This window comes from Bartonella acomydis, assembly GCF_039543025.1.
Classification (GTDB): domain Bacteria; phylum Pseudomonadota; class Alphaproteobacteria; order Rhizobiales; family Rhizobiaceae; genus Bartonella; species Bartonella acomydis.
In genome coordinates, this window is sequence record NZ_BAABIY010000012.1 from 185,063 (window position 1) to 209,258 (window position 24,196).

Sequence of the window (24,196 nt, forward strand, 5' to 3'; positions counted from 1 at the left end):
CGAGCCAAGCCTCTTTTTAAGGGAGAGGAAGGTGTAGAGACTGAACGGGCAGCACCTAAAGAGCATACGCTCTACGGTAAAGAGACAGTCCAGACCACAAACAGCTTCTAAAGCTGGCGATGAAAATCGAAGTGGTATGAATCCTGGGGTCGCAGGTTCGAATCCTGCCGTGGACACCATCATATAAGTCAAATGATTCCTGTGCACAATATAGGGAAGTATTATGAAAAAAACTTTACATATTTTAGGATTTTTGGCCACTTCAAGTCTCTTTAGTTTAGGCAATACTTTTGCTGCTTCTTTAGTCATTGAAATGCCAGATAATCCAGAACCAACAACACAAACCGTAACCTATCAATGTGATACGGGAACAAATAAAGAACGTATTGAAGCAACTTATCACAACGCTGGTCATATTTCATTGGTTGATTTCAAATGGAAAGGTGATCGCATTATTGCAGCCAATGTCATCGCTGCTTCTGGAGCAAAATTTATGGGAGAACAATATATCTGGTGGGAGAAAAACAAAGAAGTTACACTCTACGATCTTATTAATGATCCAGAAGAAAAAAATCCTATCCTTTGCAAAGATGAATCAACATTATTATTCTAAAGAACTTAAGGAAGCATTATGAAAAAAAACATTTTTACCACAAGATTGTGTGCTGTTTTGAGCCTATTTCTTTTTAGTTCACTCAATACCTTTGCTGCTTCTTTAGTCATTGAGGTACCAAATGATCCAGAACCAACGACAGAAACTATTGCTTATCAATGTGATATAGATACAAATAAAGAACGTGTTGAAGCAAGCTATCTCAACGCTGGCAATATTTCACTCGTTGACTTCAAATGGAAAGGCAAACGCATTATTGGTTCGCGTAGCATGAGTGCTTCTGGGGCAAAATATGTTGGAGGTCAATATGTATGGTGGACAACGAAAAATGAAGTCGTATTTTACGATCTCATCAACGATCCCAAAGAAGAAAAGCCCATTTACTGTGTAGAAGAAGAACGAAAAACAAAATAAAAATACGATTCACATATCAAAAATTGCGCTGGCCTTTATCGCATGACAGATCTTTTGATGTGGGTGGTTGTTCTTCCATCTGACGTGCTAAAAGAGCCAGCGGTCTTTCTTCTAATCTATTTTCTGAATGGTGTCGATAAGCTGCCGCCTGTGATACGAGCATAGAAGCAACCGGTATTGTTACAAACAAAAAGCCCATTAGTAAGATTTCATGAAAAACAAAATGGTGATCCACAAACACTGAATAAAGAAATGAAGCAATAAGAATACTTCCAGCCCCCCAACTCGTACTCAAAGAGAGCATATGTAAACGCTTATAAAAACTGGAAAGACGCAGCAATCCTATTGTTCCAATCAATGTGAGACCAGATCCTAAGATTAAAAAAGCTGTGACAACAAGAGCAACGGTAAGCGATATATCATCCTTCATTCAATAATCTCCCCCCGCATAAGAAATTTGGCTAAAGCGATACTTGATACAGGTCCCAACAACCCAATAATGAGAGCAGCAATAAAATAAATGGTTGTTCCTGAACGGATATCAAAGGTCAAAAACAAAAGAATAGTGGTTATATAAAGGGCATCTAAGCCCACAATTCTATCTTGTGCTCGTGGACCACGAATCAAACGAAAAAAAGCAAACATTATTGCCAAACTTAAAAGAAACTGTGACAGAAAAATTCCCCAATAAAGAATCACCATACTCATGCAAAAATCTCCAAAAGCAATTGTTCATAGCGTTGTTTGATCAACTGTTGGTAATTATATCTATTTTCAAAATCTAAAACATGCAGCAAAAGTTCACCATTTTTTCTATTATAAGCAATCCAAACAGTTCCTGGAGTAACAGAAAGGATACATGCTAAAACAGCCAAAGCGGTACGACTCTCAATCAAAAGGGGTACCACAATGAAACCAGATTTCTGCCCTTGAGATTTTTTTGTTAAAACAAAACGAGCCACTGAAATATTTGAAATGATAGAATCGATAAATACGCGAAAAATCAGAAGAAAAACCGCACGCCAACTTTTAATTGTAATCTTTTCTGGTTCAAGAAACCGCATTATCCAACCACTAAACAAAGCAATTATAATTCCTAAAAGCAATTGATCTAAACTAAAATCATTTAAGGTCAGCCACATGCAAACAATTGCTAGACTGAAAAAAGGAAAAGGACAAAAATAATTCACTGGCCGCTCTCCCTTTTTTTGAGAGAAAAATCACCTAACACACTCTCAATATAATATTGAGGATTATACAAAGTCTTAGCTGTTTCAGACATATAATGGCTAACAGGACCAGCTACAATTGTTATAAGAAAACACAAGGCAAGTAAAACAGCAATAGGAGCAAATTCAATCACCTGCACACGGGGAACTCTTCCTTCAAGAGAAACCCAAAAAGTTCGAATCCCCGCTCTTGTCAGAGCAATCAAAGCAGCAAAACCAGATAACGTGACAAAAACCACAAAAAGCCAATCTTGATAAACCAGTAGAGAATCAGAAAAGCTTTCTTTGCTATGATTTAGGATTGCCATAAACATCATAAATTTAGCAACGAAACCAGAAAAAGGTGGTAGACCAATAATTAAAACTGCACATAAACTAAAACATCCCCCAAGAATCGCCAAGGTTGCTGGCAAATATGTCCCTATTTCTTCTTCCTCTTCCTCTTCATCATCACCATAGACTTCCATTGTAACAGTCAAAACATTCGCCGCTATATCTTGACAGCGTTCCACCAACTCCACCAAAAGAAAAAAAGCGCCCAATGCTAAAGTTGAAGAAACAATATAAAAGAGAGCAGCTGCTGTCAGTGCTGTATTGGCCATCCCAATTGCTGCCAACAATGTACCAGAAGAGACAAGAACGCTATAAGCTGCCAAACGTACCAAAACTTGGCTAGCCAAGATACCAATAAAACCAAAAGCCATGGTAGCAAGTCCACCATAAAATAAAATCACATGACCAAAATAGCTAAAATGTCCATTTTCAGGACCAAACCATAGCAATGCTAAACGTAAAATAATATAAATACCTACCTTGCTCAAAAGTGCAAAACAAGCTCCCACAGGGGCAGCAGCGGCACTGTAAGTTGGCATCAGCCAAAAATTAAGTGGCCACATCCCTGCTTTGAGTAAAAAGGCAACTCCTAAAAGCGCAATACCTATTTCAAAGAGAACAATATCCGTTGAAGCTATCTGTTTTATTTTTACAGCTAAATCAGCCATATTCAAAGTACCAACGACTCCATAAATAAGTGCCGTACCAATGAGAAACAATAAGGAAGCCACAAGATTAACCACCACATAATGTAATCCCGCACGCACGCGTAACTGACCGGAACCGTGCAAAGCAAGCCCGTAAGAAGCGGTTAACATCACTTCAAAAAACACAAATAAATTGAACAAATCCCCTGTTAAAAACGCACCATTTATTCCAACCATGAAAAACTGCATCAAAGACTGGAAATGAGGACCAGCTTTATAGCAATGGGCCTGTGCAAAAACCAACGCCGCAACCATTAACAAGCTGGAAAGGACAAGCATCATAGCACTTAAGCGATCAAGGACTAAAATAATACCAAAAGGAGCAGGCCAATTTCCCAATCGATAAATCCTCGCAGCCGGTGCAACTTCAAGAACACGCATTACCAATAAAATAGCGATAATAACCAACAATCCCGCAGAAAAAAGGCTTATGAATGACTTAAGTTTTGCACGGCGTTCATCATAAAAAAGCAGGAGTGCTCCAGTGATTAACGGTAAAAGTATAGGCAAAATGAGAAGATGGCGCTGATAATCTTCCATCATTGTACCTCACGCCCATCAACGTGATCTGAACCTGTTAATCCGCGTGAAACTAGCAAGATAACTAGAAATAAAGCTGTCGTTGCAAAACCAATCACAATTGCTGTTAAAACCAACGCCTGAGGAAGAGGATCAATGTAATTTTCTGGATTAATGACTTTAGTAGGATCAACAATTGGTGCAGCATTGCTACGTGGTCTACTCATCGAGAACATAAAAAGATTGACACCATAGGAGATTAAAGACAAACCAAGAATAACTTGAAAAGTTCGTGGGCGTAAAATGAGCCAAATGCCTGATCCAACAAGAACACCAATAGCCAAAGAAAGAACAACTTCCATTAATTTTCCTTCTCTTTCAAAAGAGGTTTCTTACCGATTCGGTAACTACGAATGGACTGGTGTGCAAGTGCAATTAAAATGAGAACCGTTGCTCCTAAGACAAGAGAAAACACGCCAAGATCGAACAAGAAAGCAGATGCCATAGGAATCTTTCCAATCAAAGGAAGATGCGCATATTGAAAAAAGGAAGTTAAAAAAGGAGTGCCAAAAAACCAAGCCCCTATTCCGGTTGTAACAGACAACAATAAGCCAACGCCCATCCAACGTAAAGGCAAAACCTTCAAATGGTTTTCTACCCAACGAATATCACGAGCTAGATATTGCAAAATAAAGCCTATCGCTAAAGTCACCCCACCGACAAATCCACCTCCTGGAAGATCGTGCCCGCGTATAAATAAGTAAACCGAAAAAGCAACAATAACCGAAAAGAGCCATCCCATAATAACAGCCGGAACAGCAAGGTAGTTTAAGACCGTATCTCCCACATCTTGATCAGACTCAGCCATATCAAAAGCTTTCTGAACACGTTTTTGAAAAGGCGCATCAATACTTTCAGGAGCAGGACGAAACCGTCGTAAAAGAGCAAAAACAGTGAGTGAAACAACACCCAAAACGACAATTTCTCCCATAGTATCAAAACCACGAAAATCAACCAACAACACATTGACAACATTGCGACCACCAGCACCACTGTAAGCATTTGTCAGAAAAAAATCAGAAACTGTTTCACCTTGCGGGCGTGTCATTATTGCAAAAGAGAGCCACGCTACACCAACACCTCCCACAAGAGCTATAATGAAATCACGAACACGACGCAAACGAACAGACACACGAACAGAGGTTGAAGCAGGATAATATAAACGTTTAGGCAACCATCGCAAACCAAGCAATAATAAAACGGTTGTGACTACTTCAACAACCAATTGTGTGATTGCCAAATCAGGTGCAGAGAGCCACAAAAAGGTTGCGCAAGTCATCAAACCAGCACCGCCCAACAACATAAGCGATGCAAGACGATGAAATTTTGCTTGCCAAGCCACTAAAAGGGCACATGATCCACCTACCAACCAAAGAGCCAGAAAAGGTATATCAAGTGGGAAAAGCGGTAATGATCCCACTGAAATAAAACCATCAGACCAAAGTAAAAGACCAATAAATGTAAAACATAGCAAAAAAATCCAATGTAATTGGATTTGCAAACGACGTGTTGACAAAGCAGCTTCCACCGCACGTGCCCATTTCCAAGAAATAATCACCAGAACGCGTTCAAAAATGCGCGTTCCTTTCAAATGACGAAAAAAAGGAGCACCATCATCACAAGATAAAAAATAACGACGCCCGATAACATAGAGCAACCCTCCCCCTAATAAAGCTACCAAACTCATCATTAATGGGGTATTAAACCCATGCCAAACAGCCAAATTATAAGGAATTGTCATAGGTCCTAAAACAGAAACAACTGCATTATCCAAAATAGGTCCTATTGTTAAATTAGGAAGAATACCAACAGCCAAACAAATAAACACCAAAAGCTCCATTGGTAAACGCATAAAATATGGTGGTTCATGAGGAAATTTTGGTAAATGAACAGGTTTTTTCCCAAAAAAGACACTATGAATAAAGCGTATAGAATAAGTCACACTAAACAGGCTCGCCAGTGTTGCTACATAAGGTGCAATCCAATCGAGCCATGAGTCCATATGCATTTCCACCGCTTCAGCAAAAAACATTTCTTTCGATAAAAAACCATTCAATAAAGGAACCCCAGCCATCGCTGCACTCGCCACCAAAGCAAGAGTTGCTGTAATAGGCATAGAGTGATAAAGCCCTGCCAATTTACGCATATCACGTGTTCCCGTCTCGTGGTCAATAATACCAGCAGCCATAAATAAAGAAGCTTTAAAGGTAGCATGATTAGCCATATGAAAGATTGCTGCAACACATGCAAGTGGACTACCAAGACTTAAAAGTGTGGTAATCAAGCCAAGATGACTAATTGTTGAATAAGCAAGCAACCCTTTTAAATCTTGCTGAAACATGGAAAAATAAGCACCAAGCAGGAGTGTTGAGAGTCCTGAAAAGCCAACCAGCCAAAACCAAGTTTCTGTTCCAGAGAGAACAGGCCATAAACGTACAAGCAAAAACAACCCTGCTTTTACCATTGTCGCTGAATGCAAATAAGCTGACACGGGTGTTGGAGCCGCCATAGCACCAGGTAACCAAAAATGAAAAGGAAATTGGGCACTTTTCGTTAGGCCTCCCAACAAAATACAAATAAGGACAACATTATAAAGCGCATTTGATCGGATCATATCCCCAGACTGCAATACCTTATCCAAATCAAAACTTCCAACAATGTGGCCGATCAATAAAACACCCGTAAAAAGGACAAATCCACCAAAACCTGTGATTGTTAAAGCCATACGCGCCCCCTCACGCGCACTTGCATTATGGTACCAATAACCAATCAACAAAAAAGAAAAAATGCTAGTGAGCTCCCAAAAGACAACCAAGAAGACAAGATTGCCTGATAAGACTATTCCTGTCATTGACCCCATAAATGCTAGAAAAAAAGAAAAGAAACGGGGTACAGAATCTGACGGATCCATATAATAACGTGCATAAATAACAACAAGGAGTCCAATTCCTGTAATGAGCAAACAAAAAAGCCAAGATAGGCCATCCATACGAAGGATCAAATAGCCCCCCCACTCTGGAAGCCAAGCAATATCTAAACGCACGATACGATTTCCGTAAACTGCTGGATATAAGGCTATTGTAAAAAGAAGCGTAAAAAGTGCAATAACCCCAGCAAACCACGCTTCATTATTCTTTGCTGTCGAACGAAAAAAACCAATAACAGCACTTCCGCCAAAGGGAAGCAAAACGAGCAATATCAACATTGCTTCCCGTGTTGTCATTCTCTAAGCTCCATCCTATCTTTAAATATTTTGTCTATGACAAAAAAAATTTATATTATCCCCCCTCCTCATCTTATACTTAACGATAATAAGATTTAATAAAATTTAAAAGTATTTTAAATTTTCAAAAAACAACTGTTGCGTAAAAAATATGCAACATACAACATCCCTCTTTATTTTAAGAGCGGGAACGAGAACGACAAGAGCTGATACAGATTTTTCTATATCTTAATAATTTCTAACCTTTAAAAAAGCTTGAAAAACAGGGTTTGCGAGGACCATAAAAAGGCTGATAGCTATTATCATTTTTATTATACGAGCGATAACGTGCTAAGCAAGATTCGATATGTTGTTTAAGCATCCATAGCTCTTTTTTTTTCAAAGAAGAAACCAAAAATGTGCTTTTCATATCTGACAAAATTTTTAATGACGCCTGTTTTGTATCCGGGTGCGCTAACACAACAAAGGCAGCTTCAGGATACCACCAATTATCTTTATATTTACGATAACCACGTCGATAATTATGATACCCTTTAAAACCATTAAGTTCTCTACGCCCTGTAAAAACCAGCGGCACCGGATTTTCCTGAACCAAAGCCGAAGAAGTCACTTTAGCTTCAACGTCGCTGTTATTTTGCGCAACATCAATAATATTGGTTGTGATAATGAAAAAGCTGCCAATAAATAGAAGCGCTAAAGCATAATATAATTTTTTTTTCATATACATAACGCAAATCTCAACATAAAAAAACAAAAGCAATTACAGAAAGTCTTTCTACGGCTAGACAGAAACAAATTCTTTTTTTAAGACTCTTTTTCTTGAGACATTCTGTTGCTCTTTGTACTAAACGTTCATCTTCGCAATAAGATCCTTCAAATAGAGAATGGATAAATAATGATAAGAACCCCCTATTACCTTATAGACAAAATGAAACTCATAAAAAATATGGAGGTTATTGCGCGCTTACGCGCGATGTCTGGAGCAAAAGTTTTGCTTGCTTTGAAATGTTTTGCCACATGGAGTGTTTTTGATTTCATGTCTGAATTTATGGATGGAACCACATCATCCTCCCTTTATGAACTGCGCTTGGGAAGAGAAAAATTTGGCAAAGAAACCCATGCTTATTCAGTTGCTTGGGCAGATCATGAAATTGATGAAGCTTGTAGCTACGCAGATAAAATTATTTTTAATTCCATCCAACAACTTCAACGTTTTTCTGATAAAACAAAAAACATTCAACGAGGTCTAAGGTTAAATCCAGGCATCAGTGCTTCTCATTTTGATCTTGCTAATCCTTCTCGCCCCTTTAGTCGCTTAGGAGAAACCAATAAAAGCGCTATTAAAAAAGTTCTTCCTCTCATTAATGGCTTGATGATTCATAACAATTGCGAAAATGCTGATTTTAATCTTTTCAACAAAATGCTTGAGTATATGGAAGAAAAATTTGCAGAACTTTTCGCCGCCGTTGATTGGATAAGTCTTGGCGGTGGAATTCATTTTACAGCTGAAAATTATCCCCTAGAAACTTTTGCAAAACGCTTAAAACACTTCTCAGAAACTTATGGCGTCAGCATTTTTTTAGAACCAGGAGAAGCTTCTATAACAAAAAGTACTACCCTAGAAGTCACTGTTCTCGATACATTGTATAATGAAAAAAAACTTGCTATTGTTGATAGTTCCATTGAAGCTCATATGCTTGATCTTCTCATTTATCGTGAAAATGCCAAATTAGAATCAAATCAAGGACCGTACGAAATTATGGTCTGCGGAAAATCTTGCCTTGCCGGTGACATTTTTGGAACATTTCACTTTCCAAAACCTCTTAAAATAGGCGATAGATTATCTTTTCAGGATGCAGCGGGCTATACAATGGTTAAGAAAAACTGGTTTAATGGCGTTTCAATGCCTGCCATTGTTATTAAAGAATGTGATGGTACACTAACACTTCAACGACAATTTAACTACAATGATTATCAGACAAATCTTTCATGAAAGAATAACCATAAAAAACGTTATACAACAAACAGTATTGAAAAGGAGATGACCCCCCGATGAAGAAAAATGTTCTCATTATTGGTGCTGGAGGTGTTGCACAAGTTGTTGCGCATAAATGCGCTCAAAACAATGATATTTTTGGTGAAATTCATATTGCTTCACGAACAGCCAAAAAATGTGAAGCCATCATTGCTTCCATTAAAGAAAAAAAATCTATGAAAGAACAAGGCGTTCTTAAAGCGCATACACTCAATGCCATGAATATAGAAGAAACTGTAAAACTCATCCAAAAAACCAAATGTGAAATTGTCATCAATGTTGGCTCAGCCTTTCTCAATATGTCCGTTCTTTCAGCTTGTATCAAAACCAAATGTGCTTATATCGATACTGCCATTCACGAAGATCCTCTTAAAATTTGTGAAACACCACCCTGGTATGGCAATTATGAATGGCCTCGGCGTCAAGAATGCGAACAAGCTGGTATCACTGCGATTTTAGGCGCAGGCTTTGATCCAGGTGTTGTGAATGCTTATGCAGCAGTTGCACATAAATGTTATTTCGATAAGATCACTGATATCGATATTATTGACATTAACGCTGGAAATCATGGACGCTGGTTTGCCACGAATTTTGATCCAGAAATTAACTTTCGCGAATTTACAGGACAGGTATGGTCTTGGCAAAATAAACAATGGGTTTCCAATAAAATGTTTGAAATCAGCCATGAATGGGATCTTCCCGTTGTTGGAAAACAAAAAGCCTACATGACAGGACATGATGAAATTCATTCCTTATCGAAAAATTTTGATGTTCAAAATGTCCGTTTCTGGATGGGATTTAGTGAACATTACATCACTGTTTTTACCGTCTTAAAAAATCTCGGACTTTTATCTGAACAACCAGTTACAACAGCAGAAGGTCAAGAAGTCATTCCTTTGAAAGTTGTGAAAGCTGTTTTACCCGATCCAGCTTCTCTAGCACCAGACTACACGGGCAAAACTTGTATCGGAGATATTATTAAAGGCGAAAAAGATGGAAAACCAAAAGAAATTTTTATCTATAATATAGCTGATCATAAACAAGCCTTTAATGAAACCGGTGCACAAGGCATTTCCTATACAGCCGGTGTACCAGCAGCAACAGCAGCTCTCCTTATTGCCACCGGTGAATGGGATGTGAAAACCATGGTCAATGTAGAAGAATTGCCGTCACAACCTTTTCTCAAACATCTCGATCGTATGGGGCTTTCCACCTATATAAAAGAACAACAAGAAGAAAAAAAATTACAGTTTTAATTTGTCTATAGTGTCATAAAATGTTGTTCTTTAACGATGATAAAGCATCTTTGATGTATAATAAGAACTATTTGAGGACCGCTTTTACATCAAAAAATAAAGCAATCTATAGTTGAAAGAAATATTGAGAAATAAAATTTCTCTGTAGAACCTGAAAGATTACATAATTGCTCAATAGATACAATAGGCCTGAGAAATGTCATTCTTATTTTACTTACAGACAGAAAAACCGCTCTTTCAAAAGCGGTTTTTCCCAAAACATACAGCGTATAAATTTGTCAGTAAACTATCTTTTAGACGTTTTCAAGAAAACTCATAAAATATTCAAAGCGCTTTTAGATATGAAGTGGTTTAGCAAATGTCGCTAAAGCCGCTTCGCGCACTACTTCTGATAAAGTAGGATGCGCATGGCAACAACGTCCCAAATCTTCTGATGAACCACCAAACTCCATTAAGACTGCAATTTCATGGATCATTTCGCCAGCACCAAATCCAAGAATATGCCCTCCCAACACCCGATCTGTCTTTTTATCAGCAAGAATTTTAACAAACCCATCACTCTTGTGCATAGCACGTGCGCGACCATTTGCCATGAAAGGAAACTTACCAACATTATATTCAATACCAGCAGCTTTAAGTTCTTCTTCTGTCTTACCTACACTGGCAATTTCCGGCTGTGTATAAACAACGCTGGGAATCACATCAAAATTAACATGCCCTCTTTGACCAGCCAAAATTTCTGCTACAGCAATACCTTCTTCTTCTGCCTTATGTGCCAACATCGGTCCTTTAACAACATCTCCAATCGCATAAATTCCTGGTACATTTGTCTGCCACTGAGCATCGATGTCAATAAAACCGCGCTCATCCACCTGGACACCAGCCTCATTCAATCCAAGACCTTCCGTGTATGGAGAACGTCCAGTTGCGATAAGCACAACATCGGCCTCTAAAGCTTCAGATTCACCGCCTTTAACCGCTTCAAAACTGACCTTAGCCGTTGAACCAGATTGCGTAATAGCTGTGACTTTTGCACCAGTCTTATATTCAATCCCCTGTTTTTCCATGATTTTTTGGAACTGCCGTGAAACTTCACCATCCATTGATCCTAAAACTTTATTAAGATATTCAATAATGGTTACCTTTGCACCCAAACGGCTCCAAACCGAACCAAGCTCTGAACCAATAACACCGGCTCCAACAACAATCATACGCATTGGCACTTTTTCAAGAGCAAGGGCTCCTGTAGAAGAGACCACAACCTTTTCATCAATTTCAACGTTTAATCCAGGAATACTCGCACTCTCTGAACCCGTAGCAATAATAATATTTTTTGTTTCAATTTTTTGTGTGCTACCATCCCGGGCAACAACTTCCACATAACCTGCGCTTAAAATTTTCGCTGTACCAAATAAAGTGTCAACTTTATTTTTTTTCATCAAAAAAGAGACACCGCTTGTATTGGCTGTCACCACAGCTTTTTTATGCGCCATCATCTGTTCAAGATTAAACTTAGATTTTGCAATAGAAATACCAAGTATTTCAAAACCATGTTGTGTTTCAGCAAACACTTCTGAGGCATGCAACAACGCTTTAGAAGGAATACAGCCAACATTAAGGCATGTCCCCCCTAATGCCACACGTTTTTCAATAATTGCCGTTTTAAGCCCCAATTGTGCCGCTTTTATTGCCGCGACATAACCACCTGGCCCTGCTCCAATCACAACTACATCGTAAGACATCCGTTTTTCCTTTCATCCTGAAAATTGTACTTTTACAAGTCAAGAACAAGGCGTTCCGGATCTTCCAAACTTTCCTTAACACGCACAAGGAAAGTCACTGCTTCTTGGCCATCGACAATACGATGATCATAAGAAAGTGCCAGATACATCATGGGACGAATGACGATTTGTCCCTCCACAACCATTGCCCGCTCTTTAATCGCATGCATTCCCAAAATACCAGACTGTGGTGCATTCAAAATTGGCGTCGACATTAACGATCCATAAACCCCCCCATTTGTAATGGTAAAAGTCCCACCCTGCATGTCAGAAACGGCTAATTTTCCATCACGAGCAAGACGTCCCAAACGACCAATCTCTTTTTCAATCTCCGCAAGTGACATCTGATCAGCATCACGCACAACGGGAACAACAAGCCCCTTATCCGTTCCAACAGCAATTCCTGCATTAACATAGTTTTTATAAATAATATCTGTTCCATCAATTTCTGCATTAACAGCAGGAAGTTCTTTTAATGCATGACAAACAGCCTTGGTAAAAAATCCCATAAAACCAAGCTTAACACCATGTTTTTTTTCAAAAATATCTTTATAACGCTTACGCAAATCCATCACTGCAGACATATCAACCTCATTAAATGTGGTTAACATTGCCGCTGTATTCTGGGCATCTTTAAGACGACGGGCAATTGTTTGGCGCAATTTTGTCATACGAACGCGCTCTTCATGTATTTGCTGAACATGAGCTACCGGAGAGCTAGATGTAGAAACCGCAGAAGAAGGTGTTTTTATCTGTTTTTCTAACACCCCAAGAACATCCTCTTTGAGAATTTGTCCTCGCTTTCCAGAACCAGAAACATCACTTTTTGCAACATTATTTTCTGCCATCATTTTCGCTGCCGAAGGTGCAGGAGGCATTGTACCACTGGAAGAAGACTTCTCTACCGCAGATTCAGCCGCAGAAATAGGTGTAGCAGCAGGTGAAAATGATTGAGAAACACCAGCTACTCCTGCTTCAACCGCCCCTAAGAGCGCATTCACTTCAACCGTATCGCCTTCTTTTGCAATGATTTCAGATAATTTCCCTGCAACAGGTGAAGGAACCTCAACCGTTACCTTATCAGTTTCTAATTCAACCAAAGGTTCATCCATAGCAACAGTTTCACCAAGCTTTTTAAACCATTTACCAACAGTCGCTTCGGTAACCGATTCGCCCAAAGTAGGAACACGAATTTCAGTAGTCATAATATTTTTCCATACATCAGAGTAGTCATAAATTAAGAGCCTAATGCGTCTTCAAGAAACGCAGCAAGCTGTTCAAGATGTTTCACCATCAACCCAGAGGCTGGTGATGCACTAGCAGGACGTCCTGCATAACGTGCCCGTGAATATTGCGCACTAATATGTGTCAAAACCCATTCTAAATAAGGCTCAATAAATGACCAAGCCCCCATATTCTTTGGTTCCTCTTGGCACCAAACAATTTCTGCTTGCAAAAATCGAGATAACACATCCACCAAAGCTTTTGCAGGAAAAGGATACAGCTGTTCAACACGAAGCAAATAAACATCATCAACACCCCTTTTTTCACGTTCTTCATAAAGATCGTAATAAACTTTTCCTGTACAAAGAACGATACGACGAATTTTATTATCTTTTTGCAACTTAATGACAGAATCTTTGAGGCGTTCTGCATCATCAAGCAACAAACGGTGAAAATTCGTTTCTAGTTCCATTTCATTGAGAAAAGAAACGGCTCTCTTATGACGTAAAAGTGATTTTGGCGTCATTAAAATCAATGGCTTACGAAAATCACGTTTAATCTGCCGACGCAAAATATGAAAATAATTTGCAGGTGTTGTACAATTAGCAACCTGCATATTATCTTCTGCACAAAGTTGAAGAAAACGTTCCAAACGTGCTGAAGAATGTTCTGGCCCTTGTCCTTCAAAACCATGTGGCAACAAGCAAACAAGACCAGACATACGAAGCCACTTACGCTCAGCAGATGAAATAAATTGATCAAAAATGACTTGTGCACCATTAGAAAAATCACCAAATTGTGCTTCCCAAAGTGTTAATCCCCGTGGTTCAGCAAGAGAATATCCATATTCGAAACCAAGAACAGCTTCTTCAGAAAGCATAGAATTAACAACCTCATAAAGCGCCTGTCCCTTTTGCAAATTATTTAATGGGATATAACGGGCTTCATTTTCCTGATCGTAAAGAACTGAATGACGTTGTGAAAAAGTTCCTCGTTCAACATCCTCACCGGAAAGACGAACAGGTGCTCCTTCTAAGCAGAGCGAACCAAAAGCGAGAGCTTCAGCGGTTGCCCAATCAACACCCTCACCAGTTTCAAAGATTTTAGCACGGTTGCTTAAAAAACGCTGTATCGTTTTATGAACATGAAAATCGGCTGGAATCTCGACAAGTTTCTTACCAATTTCCTTTAGAGTTTTTAATTCAACACCTGTCACACCACACTGTTGCTCATCAGCACTGGTGGAAGCTTTAAGACCGGTCCAGCTTCCATCAAGCCAATCAGCCTTGTTAGGCTTATAAGAAGCACTTACTTCAAGTTCAGCTTCAAGTTTATCGCGCCAGAGCTTTTTTTGTTGTTCAAATTCTTCTACAGTCACCACCCCTTCCGCTATCAATTGGTCGGCATAAAGCTGCAAAACTGTTTTATGATTACGGATAGCTTTATACATAAGCGGCTGCGTGAAGGAAGGTTCATCACCTTCATTATGTCCATAACGGCGATAACAGAACATATCAATCACCACTGGCTTATGGAAAATTTGACGAAATTCTGTCGCAACTTTTGTAACAAAAACAACCGCCTCAGGATCATCACCATTCACATGAAAAATAGGCGCATCGATCATTTTTGCTACATCTGACGGATAAGGTGAAGAACGCGAAAAACGCGGATCGGTTGTAAAACCAATCTGATTATTGATAATCACATGGATAGAACCAGCAACATTGTAACCCTTAAGACCTGAAAGGCCAAAAGTTTCCTGAATAACACCCTGCCCTGCAAAAGCAGCGTCACCATGAATAAGCAATGGCAAGACCTTTGAACGCTCATGCAATGGAAGTTCATCACTGTGCATACGTTCCACAAGTTGATCTTGTTTAGCACGCGCCTTGCCAATGACCACCGGATCAACAATCTCAAGATGAGATGGGTTAGCTACAAGCGATAGATGAACTTTTTTACCATCAAATTCAAGATCAGCTGAAGTTCCCAAATGATATTTCACATCACCTGATCCCTCTACATCATCAGGCTTATAAGACCCACCCTTAAATTCGTGAAAAATAGCGCGATGTGGTTTTGCCAGAACTTGTGAAAGAACATTTAAACGACCACGATGTGCCATTCCTAAAACAATTTCCTGCACCCCCAAAGCACTACTACATTTAATAATTTGTTCGAGAGCAGGAATCAGTGCTTCACCACCATCAAGTCCAAAACGCTTTGTTCCTTTATATTTTGTATCTAAAAACTGTTCGAACCCTTCTGCCTCAATAAGCTTTTTAAAGATCGCTTTTTTGCCATTCTGTGTGAAAGCAATCTGCTTATCTGGTCCTTCAATACGTTCTTGAAGCCATGCTTTTTGAGCAGGATCAGAAATATGCATATATTCCACACCAATTGTTGAACAATAGGTACGATTAAGAATCTCAAGCATTTGCGGGATAGTCGCGTATTCCAATCCTAAAACATTATCAATAAAAATTGGCCGCTCATAATCAGCAACCGTAAAACCATAGGCTTCTGGAGCAAGTTCCTTATAATCTTCAAGTTTGTCTGCCAATTGAAGGGGATCAAGCTTTGCACGAAGATGCCCTCTTGCACGAAAAGCACGAATCATCATCAATGCATGAACAGAATCACGTGTAGCGCGAATAATATCTTGTTCGCTAGAGATTGCTTCTTTTTGCGCAACATCCGTTGCTGCCTTTTTCTTTAATTTATCCCCAACCTGTTTTTCAAGAGCAGACCAATCTCCATCGAGAGCAGAAACCAATTCACCATTTGCTTTTAACGGCCAATGATCACGTTGCCATGTTGCTCCTTCAGCATTTCTGAGAACATCCTCTTTTTTATCATGAAGATTTTCAAAAAAAGTACGCCACTGAGAATCCACACTGCTGGGATCCTTTTCATATTTGGCATAAAGTTGATCTATATAATCCGCATTTCCACCATACAGAAACGATGTTTGTGCAAAAAGACTATTTATCTCGTCTTGCCTTGCCATATGTCTCTCCGGAACATTTATTCCGTCTCCTTATATTTTTTCTACCTTTAACGTTTGTAAAGCAAACGCGAACCAGAAAATCCAAAAAGCTTCACCTTTTTTACATACAATACTTCATCCTAATAAGAATACATTCTTATTAGGATGAAGTTTTCTTTTATCCCTTCAAAACCGACATCAAGGTCTTACCTATCTGTGATGGTGAAGGAGAAACCCGAATTCCTGCCGATTCCATTGCAGCAATTTTATCTTCTGCCCCACCTTTACCACCAGAGATAACAGCACCAGCATGTCCCATTGTACGCCCTGGAGGCGCTGTACGACCAGCAATAAAACCAACCACTGGTTTTTTACGACCTTTTCTTGCTTCATCTTGAAGAAACTGTGCAGCATCTTCTTCAGCAGAACCACCAATTTCACCAATCATAACAATAGATTGAGTTTCATCATCAGCCAAAAACATTTCCAACACATCAATAAATTCAGTACCCTTAACAGGATCACCGCCAATACCAATAGCTGTTGTCTGCCCCAGTCCCTCATGACTCGTCTGAAAGACAGCTTCATAGGTTAAAGTTCCCGACCGCGAGACAACCCCGACAGAGCCTTTTCTAAAAATAGAACCAGGCATAATACCGATTTTACATTCATTTGGTGTAAGGATACCAGGACAATTAGGACCAATAAGACGCGATTGCGAATTTTCCAACTTCGCCTTTACTTTCACCATATCCATAACAGGAATGCCTTCGGTAATACAGATAATCAAACGGATATCTGCATCAATAGCTTCTATAATAGCTGCTGCCGCGCCTGCAGGAGGAACATAAATAACGGAAGCATCCGCACCTGTTTTTTCCTTTCCTTCTGCAACACTGCTAAAAATAGGAAGAGTTTCGCCTTTTGCCCCCTGCCATATCTCACCACCTTTTTTAGGATTGACACCACCAACCATTTGCGTTCCATGATAAGCAAGTGCTTGTTCTGTATGAAATGTTCCCGTTTTTCCTGTAAGCCCTTGCACCAGAACTTTTGTATTCTTATTCACAAGAATTGACATCACTTAAGCTCCCTTTACGGCTGCTACAATTTTTTGAGCAGCATCATCTAAATCATCAGCGGGAATAACATTCAAACCACTGTCACTGATAATTGCTTTACCCTGCTCAACATTTGTGCCTTCAAGACGAACAACCAAAGGAACCTTCAAACCAACTTCACGAACAGCCGCAACCACTCCCTCAGCAATGACATCGCAACGCATAATACCACCAAAAATATTAACCAGAATGCCTTTAACATTTGGATCAGCAGTAATAATTTTAAAAGCAGCAGTTACCTTTTCTTTTGAAGCCCCACCACCAACATCGAGGAAATTTGCTGGTTCAGCTCCATAAAGTTTAATAATATCCATTGTCGCCATAGCAAGACCTGCACCATTGACCATACAACCAATTGTGCCCTCAAGAGCAACATAAGCAAGATCATGCTTTGATGCTTCAATTTCTTTGGGGTCTTCTTCTGAAGTGTCACGCAATTCCAAGATATCTGGATGACGAAACAAAGCATTATTATCAAAAGAAACTTTCGCATCAAGAACACGCAAATGACCATCTTTCATCACAATAAGCGGATTGATTTCAAGAAGGCTCATATCTTTTTCACAAAACACTTTATAGAGAATTGGAAAAAGTTTTTCTCCATCTTCTCGCGCACTCCCTTGCAACTCCAATGCATCACAAAGCTTTGTACAATCAGAAGAAGTAATACCTTGTGTAGCATCAATGGGCAGAGACAATATTTTTTCTGGTGTTTCTTCAGCAACCGTTTCAATATCCATTCCACCTTCTGTTGAAACAACAAAAGCAACTAAACCAACGCTACGATCTACTAAAATTGAAAGATAAAGCTCGCGCTCAATATCAGCACCATCCTCAATATAAAGGCGGTTGACCTGTTTACCTTCTGGACCAGTTTGTTTTGTTACCAAAGTTTTACCAAGCATTTCTTGGACATTTGCAACAACTTCTTCAACAGATTTTGCAAGCCGAACACCACCTTTTGCCTCAGAATCAAGTTCTTTAAACTTTCCTTTACCACGACCACCAGCATGTATTTGACTTTTAACCACATAGAGTGGTCCAGGCAATTTCTTTGCCCATGTTTCAGCTTGCTCTACAGAATAAATAGCAACACCATTTGCGATCGGTGCTCCATATTCATGAAGCAGACGTTTAGCCTGATATTCATGGATATTCATGCATTTGTCCTTTTCTTTTATGGATTATTTATTAATCTTAAAATTCCAATATTAAACACTCTGTTTTCATGAACAGAATCTTGCTTAATTTATTTGAGACTAGGCACAAGAGCGATACAAGCCTCACAAAGCTTTTTAACCGCATTTACTGAATGCTCAAAAGCACCTCTTTCTTCTTTATCAAGATCAATTTCAACGACTCGTTCAACACCGCCCGCACCGAGTACGACAGGAACACCAACATAAGTATCATTAACTCCGTATTCTCCTGAAAGATAAGCCGCGACAGGAAAAACACGCTTAGTATCCTTCAAATATGCTTCAGCCATAGAAACAGCAGAAGCAGCAGGTGCATAAAAAGCAGAGCCTGTTTTTAACAAACTAACAATTTCTGCACCACCATCACGAGTACGTTGGATAATTTGATTAATTTTTTCTTGTGTAGTCCAGCCCATCTTCACAAGATCAGGTAAAGAAATACCAGCAACTGTTGAATAACGCACCAAAGGCACCATTGAATCACCATGTCCCCCTAAAACAAACGCTGTCACATCTTTAACAGAAACCTTAAATTCTTCAGACAAGAAATAACGAAACCGCGCCGAATCAAGGATACCAGCCATACCAACCACTTTATGCACAGGAAGACCTGAAAATTTCTGCAACGCCCAAACCATTACATCAAGAGGGTTGGTAACACAAATAATAAACGCTGAAGACGCATATTTTTTTATCCCAACACCAACTTGTTCCATCACTTTTAAATTAATATCAAGAAGATCATCACGACTCATACCTGGTTTGCGTGCAACACCTGCTGTTACAATAACAACATCAGCACCCTCAATAGCCTCATAAGCATTTACACCTTTTAAGCTCACATCAAACCCATCAACAGGTGAAGATTCAGCAATATCAAGAGCCTTACCCTGTGGCATTCCTTCCGCAATATCAAACAAGACAACATCACCCAGCTCTTTAAGCCCAATCATATGTGCTAAAGTACCACCTATCATTCCCGAACCAATGAGAGCTATTTTTTTCCGTGCCATTTTATTTTTCCTAACTTCATAAAACACAGCGTATACTTAAGTTGCGCCGATATATTCAATATTTTCTTTGACTTTAGTCATTTTTTAACAATATCTTTAAAAGAATAAAAGAAATTTATTAAACTTCTTTACTTCATAGAAGCCTCAATCCTCCACACGAACATGCCTATTAAAAAACACTATAATATTACCGATAAAGTGAATTTTTATAAAATACAATAGAATTATTACACTTCTTTTAAACTCAAAGAATTATTGTTCTTAACAGTTTAGATAAAAGTAAAGTTATAATCAGATTTTCTCCTTAGAATTAAGAAAACGTTTTGCCCAAATTTTAAAATAATCTTGACTTTGCATTTCGAAGAGACGTGATTGCGTTCTCTGAAATTCAAAAGTCTCGGATGTCTGTGCACACCCTTGATACAAATTTTCAAGTTTTGCCGCCGCTGACATAAATAATCTTATATGGCGTTCATAAAGAACATCAATAAGTAAAATAAATCGTTTCGTTTCATTGCGACATGTATCATCCATCACCGGCACATTATCAACAAAAATCGTATGATAGCGTTCTCCTAATGCTAAATATTCTGCTGCTGCCAAAGGCTTTGCACATAAATCTTGATAATCAAAGCGTGCACAACCCGCACCAACGCGTGGAATAGAAATAAAACGTCCTTTTATAAAAAGTTCATCAGATGTTTCCTTTTGCCCATTCAGCACCAATGCCCAAGCTTGATCCATACATTCATTGGCTCGCTTTCCTAATGGCGTTATATACACATGTTGTAGATTTAACTTTTCAAAACGATAATCTGTTTTTGCATTAAGATTGATAACGCGACTATGTGCTTTCAAAGTTTGAATAAAAGGCAAAAAAAGTTCTCGATTTAAACCATTATAATAAAGGTTATCAGGCGCAACATTTGAAGTTGCGACAAAGAAAACCCCTCTCTCAAATAAAGCCGTAACAAAGCGACCAAGAATCATAGCATCAGCAATATCCGTAACAGTAAATTCATCAAAACAAAGCACTTTTGCTTCTCGTGCAAGATCTTCTGCAACCGCTAAAATAGGATTATCTTGTCCAGTTTTTGTATATGTTGAAGCTCGACGATAAATATTGATGCGCTCATGTATATCAGTCATAAAATCATTAAAATGCGCACGCTTTTTACGCTCTTGCGGCAGACAAGAAAAAAACAAATCCATTAGCATGGTTTTGCCTCGTCCCACCTCACCATAAATATACAGCCCCTGAAAAGAACCATTACCTTGTCCTGAAACAGACGTAAAAGTTTGTTTTTTTCTCTTGAAAAAATGCCCAAAAGCTAAGGGACGTGTAGTACTCTGCTTGGCAATTTCTTGTAATAAATGATCAAAATGCTCTGTTAAAGCTAATTGAGCTGGATCAAAACTGATTTCTCCTTCGTATACTAACTCTTTATAGCGCGTTGAAACCAAAATCATCCAAACACCTTATTTTCAAACCGTTTTCAATAAAAAATACCTGTTTTTCTTACAGAATTGTGCATATATTTCTTATTTTTCATAAACGGCAAAAAGCGCTTTAACGGCTTAAAACAACAGGATAACCATCAAGTGTACGCCCCTCAAAACGATCAATATTAGAAGAATGGAGAGAAACGATAACACGTCCTGAATTATTATAAAAATATAATCTTTTTCCTTTCACTGCCCACGAATTTACTTGAGAAACGATTCCTGGACAGTGTAGAGGGCCAGCACGGTATCCTTGACCAAATTTCGTTTGTGGTGTTGCAATTCGGCAAACCTTACCTCCCATAGAAAGATTCCACACTCCAGCAATACTTGCAGGAAACAAATCAATAGCATTACCTGGCAATTCAAGGCTAGCCATTCGCCCATCACTTTGAGAGTCTCCTTTCTCATACATCGAACCATCTACTTTTTCAGATATTGGTGAACGAGAATATGCTACATCAGACATAACTTCTGTTTGCATTTGTTGAGGTGGATAAAAAACTTCTAATGTATTGCTACTATCATTACTGTCAAATCGTGATGTTGAACATCCCCCTAAAAAAACTACAGTTGATATTGCAACGAAAAATGAAATTTTTGAAAATGACATATCTACACTCTTTCCCACGACAATAAATAAACTCACTCAAAGAAATGAATGAATATTTGTTATATGTTACAAAGATAAATTAACAAATAAAAAAAACAGGATAAAAAATATTTATTTTAAGCGATCAATATTTCGCTACCAGTTTTATATTATTAAACACTAGAAATTTATAAGATTTTCAGCCATATATCTTTTATAGATAATTATAAAAGTAGAGAATTTTATGAAAATGCCATTCAGCAAAATGAACGGTCTTGGAAATCAAATTATTGTCGCTGATCTGCGTGACAGCGAAGAAGCTCTCACACCACAAGCAATCCTTGCCTTAGCAGCGGGTCGCGAAACTAATTTTGATCAAATTATGGCAATTCATAATTCAACCCACAAAGAAGCTGATTTCCGCCTTGAAATATGGAATTCTGATGGTTCAATAGCTAAAGCTTGTGGCAATGGCACCCGTTGTGTCATTGCATGGCTCACAGATCGCAATTTGGGTGAAAATTTTCGATTAGAAACACCTGCTGGAATTATTGAAGGCAAACGCCAAACCAACAACCTCATTTCTGTTGACATGGGATGGCCAAATTTCAATGCAAAAGATATGCCTGTTTCACGTGAAATAGTTGATACCAATCACGTAGATATTACAGCTGGTCCTCTAAAGGATGCTTGCCTTGTATCCATTGGCAATTTGCATGCTATTTTTTTTATTGAAAATGATATTCAACATATTCCATTAGAAAAATATGGACCAAAACTTGAACATGATCCTCTTTTTCCAGAACGGTGCAATATTTCCATTGCACATATCACGTCAAAGAAAAGCCTAAATTTACGTACATGGGAGCGAGGAGCAGGATTAACACAAGCATGTGGGAGTGCTGCTTGTGCAAGTGCAGTGGCTGCTTATCGACGTGGACTTACAAAACGCCATATAGATGTAAATTTACCGGGGGGAACGCTTCATATCTTTTATAGAGAAGACAATCATATTATCATGATCGGTCCAATTGAATATGAATTTAGTGGTTTTTTAAATCCCTTAACAGGGAGCTATAAAAAGGATCACTTTTGATGGCAATAGAAATCGTAACATTTGGTTGTCGATTAAATAGCTACGAATCGGAAATTATCCGCAAAGAAAGTACTTCTTCGGGATTAGATCAACTCAAAGACGGTGCTATTATTTTTAATACTTGTGCTGTCACAGTTGAAGCTGTACGACAAGCAAAACAAGCTATCCGCAAAGCGAGGCGTGAAAATCCTCATGCCCGCATTATTGTCACAGGCTGTGCTGCTCAAACAGAAGCGCAAAATTTTGCCTCGATGACAGAAGTAGACCTTGTTTTAGGGAATGAAGACAAGCTCCATGCCCATTCTTATCGCCAACTTCCTGATTTTGGCATCAATCATTCTGAAAAATTACGTATCAATAACATCATGGAAGTGCAAAAAATTGCCCCACATATGGTGAATGCAATGGAAGAACGCACACGTGCCTTTGTACAGGTACAAAATGGATGTGATCATCGCTGCACCTTTTGCATTATCCCTTATGGGCGCGGACCATCACGTTCAGTTCCCATGGGAGCTGTCATTGAGCAAATTAAACGGCTCATAGATAATGGCATTCAAGAGGTAGTCCTCACAGGTGTTGATCTTACAAGCTATGGTCATGATCTACCTGGAAAAGCGACTTTAGGAAAATTAACTTCAGCCATTTTGCATCACGTATCTGATTTGCCTCGATTACGCCTCTCATCAATCGATTCCATTGAAGTAGATGAAGAATTGATAAATCTTCTAGCCTATGAAACAAGGATTATGCCGCATTTACATTTATCTTTGCAAGCCGGTGATAATATGATTTTAAAAAGAATGAAACGCCGCCATTTACGTGAACACGCAATTCAATTTTGCCAAGACTTGCATGCCAAACGTCCGACAATGGTTTATGGTGCAGATTTAATTGCTGGTTTTCCTACTGAAACAGAAGAAATGTTTCAAAATAGTCTTTCTCTGGTTGATGATTGTCACTTAACACACCTTCATGTCTTTCCTTTTAGTCCAAGAGAAGGAACACCTGCCGCACGTATGCCACAAATTAACCGTAAAATTATTAAAAGGCGTGCAGAACGATTGCGCAAAGCAGGTAAAGAGGCTTACCAAAAACATCTTGTTCGCTTGCAAAATAGCCAACAAACAATCCTCGTTGAAAAAGATGAAATTGGACGAACAGAAGATTATACTCTTGCGCAAATCAAAGGTGCAAAAGCTGGAACAATTGTTCAAGCTCTTATTGTTGACCATGATAGTGATAAATTGATTGCTGTCCTTCCAAAACTAAACGCCGCTTGAGTA

The 24,196-nt window shown here is 38.8% G+C and carries 21 protein-coding genes; 6 read left to right on the forward strand and 15 right to left on the reverse strand.

The features are described from left to right. Positions 1-223 precede the first annotated feature (223 nt). Both ABD909_RS02725 and ABD909_RS02730 read left to right on the forward strand, forming a co-directional pair. Complete coding sequence (locus ABD909_RS02725; RefSeq protein ID WP_345096428.1) at positions 224-613, forward strand: MliC family protein; 390 nt, start codon at positions 224-226, stop codon at positions 611-613. An 18-nt stretch (positions 614-631) separates the two neighbouring features. Beyond that, positions 632-1,027, forward strand: a complete 396-nt coding sequence (locus ABD909_RS02730; RefSeq protein WP_345096429.1) for an MliC family protein — start codon at positions 632-634, stop codon at positions 1,025-1,027. Between the two features lie 16 nt (positions 1,028-1,043). Here ABD909_RS02730 and mnhG read toward each other — a convergent pair whose 3' ends face one another. The 7 genes from mnhG to ABD909_RS02765 form a co-directional block, all read right to left on the reverse strand. After that, positions 1,044-1,457 carry a monovalent cation/H(+) antiporter subunit G gene (gene mnhG / locus ABD909_RS02735; RefSeq protein WP_345096430.1) on the reverse strand — a complete coding sequence of 138 codons (414 nt, stop codon included), beginning with the start codon at positions 1,455-1,457 and terminating at the stop codon, positions 1,044-1,046. Continuing rightward, on the reverse strand, positions 1,454-1,735 hold the full coding sequence (locus ABD909_RS02740; RefSeq protein ID WP_345096431.1) for a K+/H+ antiporter subunit F: 282 nt from the start codon (positions 1,733-1,735) through the stop codon (positions 1,454-1,456). The genes mnhG and ABD909_RS02740 overlap by 4 nt, the downstream gene beginning before the upstream one ends. Then, positions 1,732-2,217, reverse strand: a complete 486-nt coding sequence (locus tag ABD909_RS02745) for a Na+/H+ antiporter subunit E (RefSeq protein WP_345096432.1) — start codon at positions 2,215-2,217, stop codon at positions 1,732-1,734. The genes ABD909_RS02740 and ABD909_RS02745 overlap by 4 nt, the downstream gene beginning before the upstream one ends. Further along, entirely contained in the window at positions 2,214-3,836 is a 1,623-nt protein-coding gene (locus tag ABD909_RS02750) for a monovalent cation/H+ antiporter subunit D (protein WP_345096581.1), read from the reverse strand. The genes ABD909_RS02745 and ABD909_RS02750 overlap by 4 nt, the downstream gene beginning before the upstream one ends. After that, positions 3,836-4,177: a Na+/H+ antiporter subunit C gene (locus ABD909_RS02755; RefSeq protein ID WP_345096433.1), complete on the reverse strand. Its 342-nt coding sequence runs from the start codon at positions 4,175-4,177 to the stop codon at positions 3,836-3,838. The genes ABD909_RS02750 and ABD909_RS02755 overlap by 1 nt, the downstream gene beginning before the upstream one ends. Next, complete coding sequence (locus ABD909_RS02760) at positions 4,177-7,098, reverse strand: monovalent cation/H+ antiporter subunit A (RefSeq protein ID WP_345096434.1); 2,922 nt, start codon at positions 7,096-7,098, stop codon at positions 4,177-4,179. Before ABD909_RS02760 ends, ABD909_RS02755 begins: the two co-directional genes overlap by 1 nt. A gap of 238 nt (positions 7,099-7,336) precedes the next feature. Then, positions 7,337-7,825: a BA14K family protein gene (locus tag ABD909_RS02765; protein WP_345096435.1), complete on the reverse strand. Its 489-nt coding sequence runs from the start codon at positions 7,823-7,825 to the stop codon at positions 7,337-7,339. 168 nt (positions 7,826-7,993) lie between these two features. On the opposite strand from ABD909_RS02765, the gene ABD909_RS02770 reads away from it, so the two are divergent. Continuing rightward, complete coding sequence (locus ABD909_RS02770; protein WP_345096436.1) at positions 7,994-9,091, forward strand: carboxynorspermidine decarboxylase; 1,098 nt, start codon at positions 7,994-7,996, stop codon at positions 9,089-9,091. 59 nt (positions 9,092-9,150) lie between these two features. Beyond that, positions 9,151-10,389 carry a saccharopine dehydrogenase family protein gene (locus ABD909_RS02775; protein WP_345096437.1) on the forward strand — a complete coding sequence of 413 codons (1,239 nt, stop codon included), beginning with the start codon at positions 9,151-9,153 and terminating at the stop codon, positions 10,387-10,389. A 335-nt stretch (positions 10,390-10,724) separates the two neighbouring features. Here the strand turns inward: ABD909_RS02775 and lpdA are convergent, their stop codons facing one another. From lpdA to ABD909_RS02815, 8 genes are all read right to left on the reverse strand, one after another. Next, positions 10,725-12,131 carry a dihydrolipoyl dehydrogenase gene (lpdA, locus tag ABD909_RS02780; RefSeq protein WP_345096438.1) on the reverse strand — a complete coding sequence of 469 codons (1,407 nt, stop codon included), beginning with the start codon at positions 12,129-12,131 and terminating at the stop codon, positions 10,725-10,727. A 32-nt stretch (positions 12,132-12,163) separates the two neighbouring features. Beyond that, positions 12,164-13,375, reverse strand: a complete 1,212-nt coding sequence (gene odhB, locus ABD909_RS02785) for a 2-oxoglutarate dehydrogenase complex dihydrolipoyllysine-residue succinyltransferase (RefSeq protein ID WP_345096439.1) — start codon at positions 13,373-13,375, stop codon at positions 12,164-12,166. A gap of 32 nt (positions 13,376-13,407) precedes the next feature. Beyond that, a complete protein-coding gene (locus tag ABD909_RS02790) occupies positions 13,408-16,407 on the reverse strand; it encodes a 2-oxoglutarate dehydrogenase E1 component (protein WP_345096440.1) in 3,000 nt (999 codons plus the stop codon). 157 nt (positions 16,408-16,564) lie between these two features. Continuing rightward, the gene (gene sucD, locus ABD909_RS02795) at positions 16,565-17,467 is read right to left on the reverse strand and encodes a succinate--CoA ligase subunit alpha (protein ID WP_345096441.1); all 903 of its coding nucleotides are present in this window, start codon (positions 17,465-17,467) and stop codon (positions 16,565-16,567) included. 3 nt (positions 17,468-17,470) lie between these two features. Further along, positions 17,471-18,667 (reverse strand): ADP-forming succinate--CoA ligase subunit beta, encoded by a 1,197-nt coding sequence (sucC, locus tag ABD909_RS02800; RefSeq protein WP_345096442.1) that lies wholly within the window; start codon positions 18,665-18,667, stop codon positions 17,471-17,473. A gap of 89 nt (positions 18,668-18,756) precedes the next feature. Then, a complete protein-coding gene (mdh, locus tag ABD909_RS02805) occupies positions 18,757-19,719 on the reverse strand; it encodes a malate dehydrogenase (protein WP_345096443.1) in 963 nt (320 codons plus the stop codon). A gap of 291 nt (positions 19,720-20,010) precedes the next feature. Beyond that, positions 20,011-21,189: a cell division protein ZapE gene (gene zapE / locus ABD909_RS02810; RefSeq protein WP_345096444.1), complete on the reverse strand. Its 1,179-nt coding sequence runs from the start codon at positions 21,187-21,189 to the stop codon at positions 20,011-20,013. Between the two features lie 100 nt (positions 21,190-21,289). Further along, a complete protein-coding gene (locus tag ABD909_RS02815; RefSeq protein WP_345096445.1) occupies positions 21,290-21,835 on the reverse strand; it encodes an AprI/Inh family metalloprotease inhibitor in 546 nt (181 codons plus the stop codon). A 223-nt stretch (positions 21,836-22,058) separates the two neighbouring features. On the opposite strand from ABD909_RS02815, the gene dapF reads away from it, so the two are divergent. Continuing rightward, the gene (gene dapF / locus ABD909_RS02820) at positions 22,059-22,910 is read left to right on the forward strand and encodes a diaminopimelate epimerase (protein WP_345096446.1); all 852 of its coding nucleotides are present in this window, start codon (positions 22,059-22,061) and stop codon (positions 22,908-22,910) included. Next, positions 22,910-24,193 carry a tRNA (N(6)-L-threonylcarbamoyladenosine(37)-C(2))-methylthiotransferase MtaB gene (gene mtaB, locus ABD909_RS02825; protein ID WP_345096447.1) on the forward strand — a complete coding sequence of 428 codons (1,284 nt, stop codon included), beginning with the start codon at positions 22,910-22,912 and terminating at the stop codon, positions 24,191-24,193. Before dapF ends, mtaB begins: the two co-directional genes overlap by 1 nt. The last annotated feature ends 3 nt before the right edge of the window (positions 24,194-24,196 follow it).

Excerpts from the sequence above, each read along its gene's own strand:
- ABD909_RS02755 (WP_345096433.1), bottom strand. The coding sequence starts at position 4,177 with ATGGAAGTTGTTCTTTCTTTGGCTATTGGTGTTCTTGTTGGATCAGGC.
- ABD909_RS02765 (WP_345096435.1), bottom strand. The coding sequence starts at position 7,825 with ATGTATATGAAAAAAAAATTATATTATGCTTTAGCGCTTCTATTTATT.
- sucC (WP_345096442.1), bottom strand. The coding sequence starts at position 18,667 with ATGAATATCCATGAATATCAGGCTAAACGTCTGCTTCATGAATATGGA.
- ABD909_RS02790 (WP_345096440.1), bottom strand. The coding sequence starts at position 16,407 with ATGGCAAGGCAAGACGAGATAAATAGTCTTTTTGCACAAACATCGTTT.
- lpdA (WP_345096438.1), bottom strand. The coding sequence starts at position 12,131 with ATGTCTTACGATGTAGTTGTGATTGGAGCAGGGCCAGGTGGTTATGTC.
- mdh (WP_345096443.1), bottom strand. The coding sequence starts at position 19,719 with ATGGCACGGAAAAAAATAGCTCTCATTGGTTCGGGAATGATAGGTGGT.
- mtaB (WP_345096447.1), top strand. The coding sequence starts at position 22,910 with ATGGCAATAGAAATCGTAACATTTGGTTGTCGATTAAATAGCTACGAA.
- ABD909_RS02750 (WP_345096581.1), bottom strand. The coding sequence starts at position 3,836 with ATGGAAGATTATCAGCGCCATCTTCTCATTTTGCCTATACTTTTACCG.
- sucD (WP_345096441.1), bottom strand. The coding sequence starts at position 17,467 with ATGTCAATTCTTGTGAATAAGAATACAAAAGTTCTGGTGCAAGGGCTT.
- ABD909_RS02760 (WP_345096434.1), bottom strand. The coding sequence starts at position 7,098 with ATGACAACACGGGAAGCAATGTTGATATTGCTCGTTTTGCTTCCCTTT.
- ABD909_RS02770 (WP_345096436.1), top strand. The coding sequence starts at position 7,994 with ATGATAAGAACCCCCTATTACCTTATAGACAAAATGAAACTCATAAAA.
- ABD909_RS02815 (WP_345096445.1), bottom strand. The coding sequence starts at position 21,835 with ATGTCATTTTCAAAAATTTCATTTTTCGTTGCAATATCAACTGTAGTT.
- ABD909_RS02740 (WP_345096431.1), bottom strand. The coding sequence starts at position 1,735 with ATGAGTATGGTGATTCTTTATTGGGGAATTTTTCTGTCACAGTTTCTT.
- ABD909_RS02775 (WP_345096437.1), top strand. The coding sequence starts at position 9,151 with ATGAAGAAAAATGTTCTCATTATTGGTGCTGGAGGTGTTGCACAAGTT.
- zapE (WP_345096444.1), bottom strand. The coding sequence starts at position 21,189 with ATGATTTTGGTTTCAACGCGCTATAAAGAGTTAGTATACGAAGGAGAA.
- odhB (WP_345096439.1), bottom strand. The coding sequence starts at position 13,375 with ATGACTACTGAAATTCGTGTTCCTACTTTGGGCGAATCGGTTACCGAA.
- mnhG (WP_345096430.1), bottom strand. The coding sequence starts at position 1,457 with ATGAAGGATGATATATCGCTTACCGTTGCTCTTGTTGTCACAGCTTTT.
- ABD909_RS02725 (WP_345096428.1), top strand. The coding sequence starts at position 224 with ATGAAAAAAACTTTACATATTTTAGGATTTTTGGCCACTTCAAGTCTC.
- ABD909_RS02730 (WP_345096429.1), top strand. The coding sequence starts at position 632 with ATGAAAAAAAACATTTTTACCACAAGATTGTGTGCTGTTTTGAGCCTA.
- dapF (WP_345096446.1), top strand. The coding sequence starts at position 22,059 with ATGAAAATGCCATTCAGCAAAATGAACGGTCTTGGAAATCAAATTATT.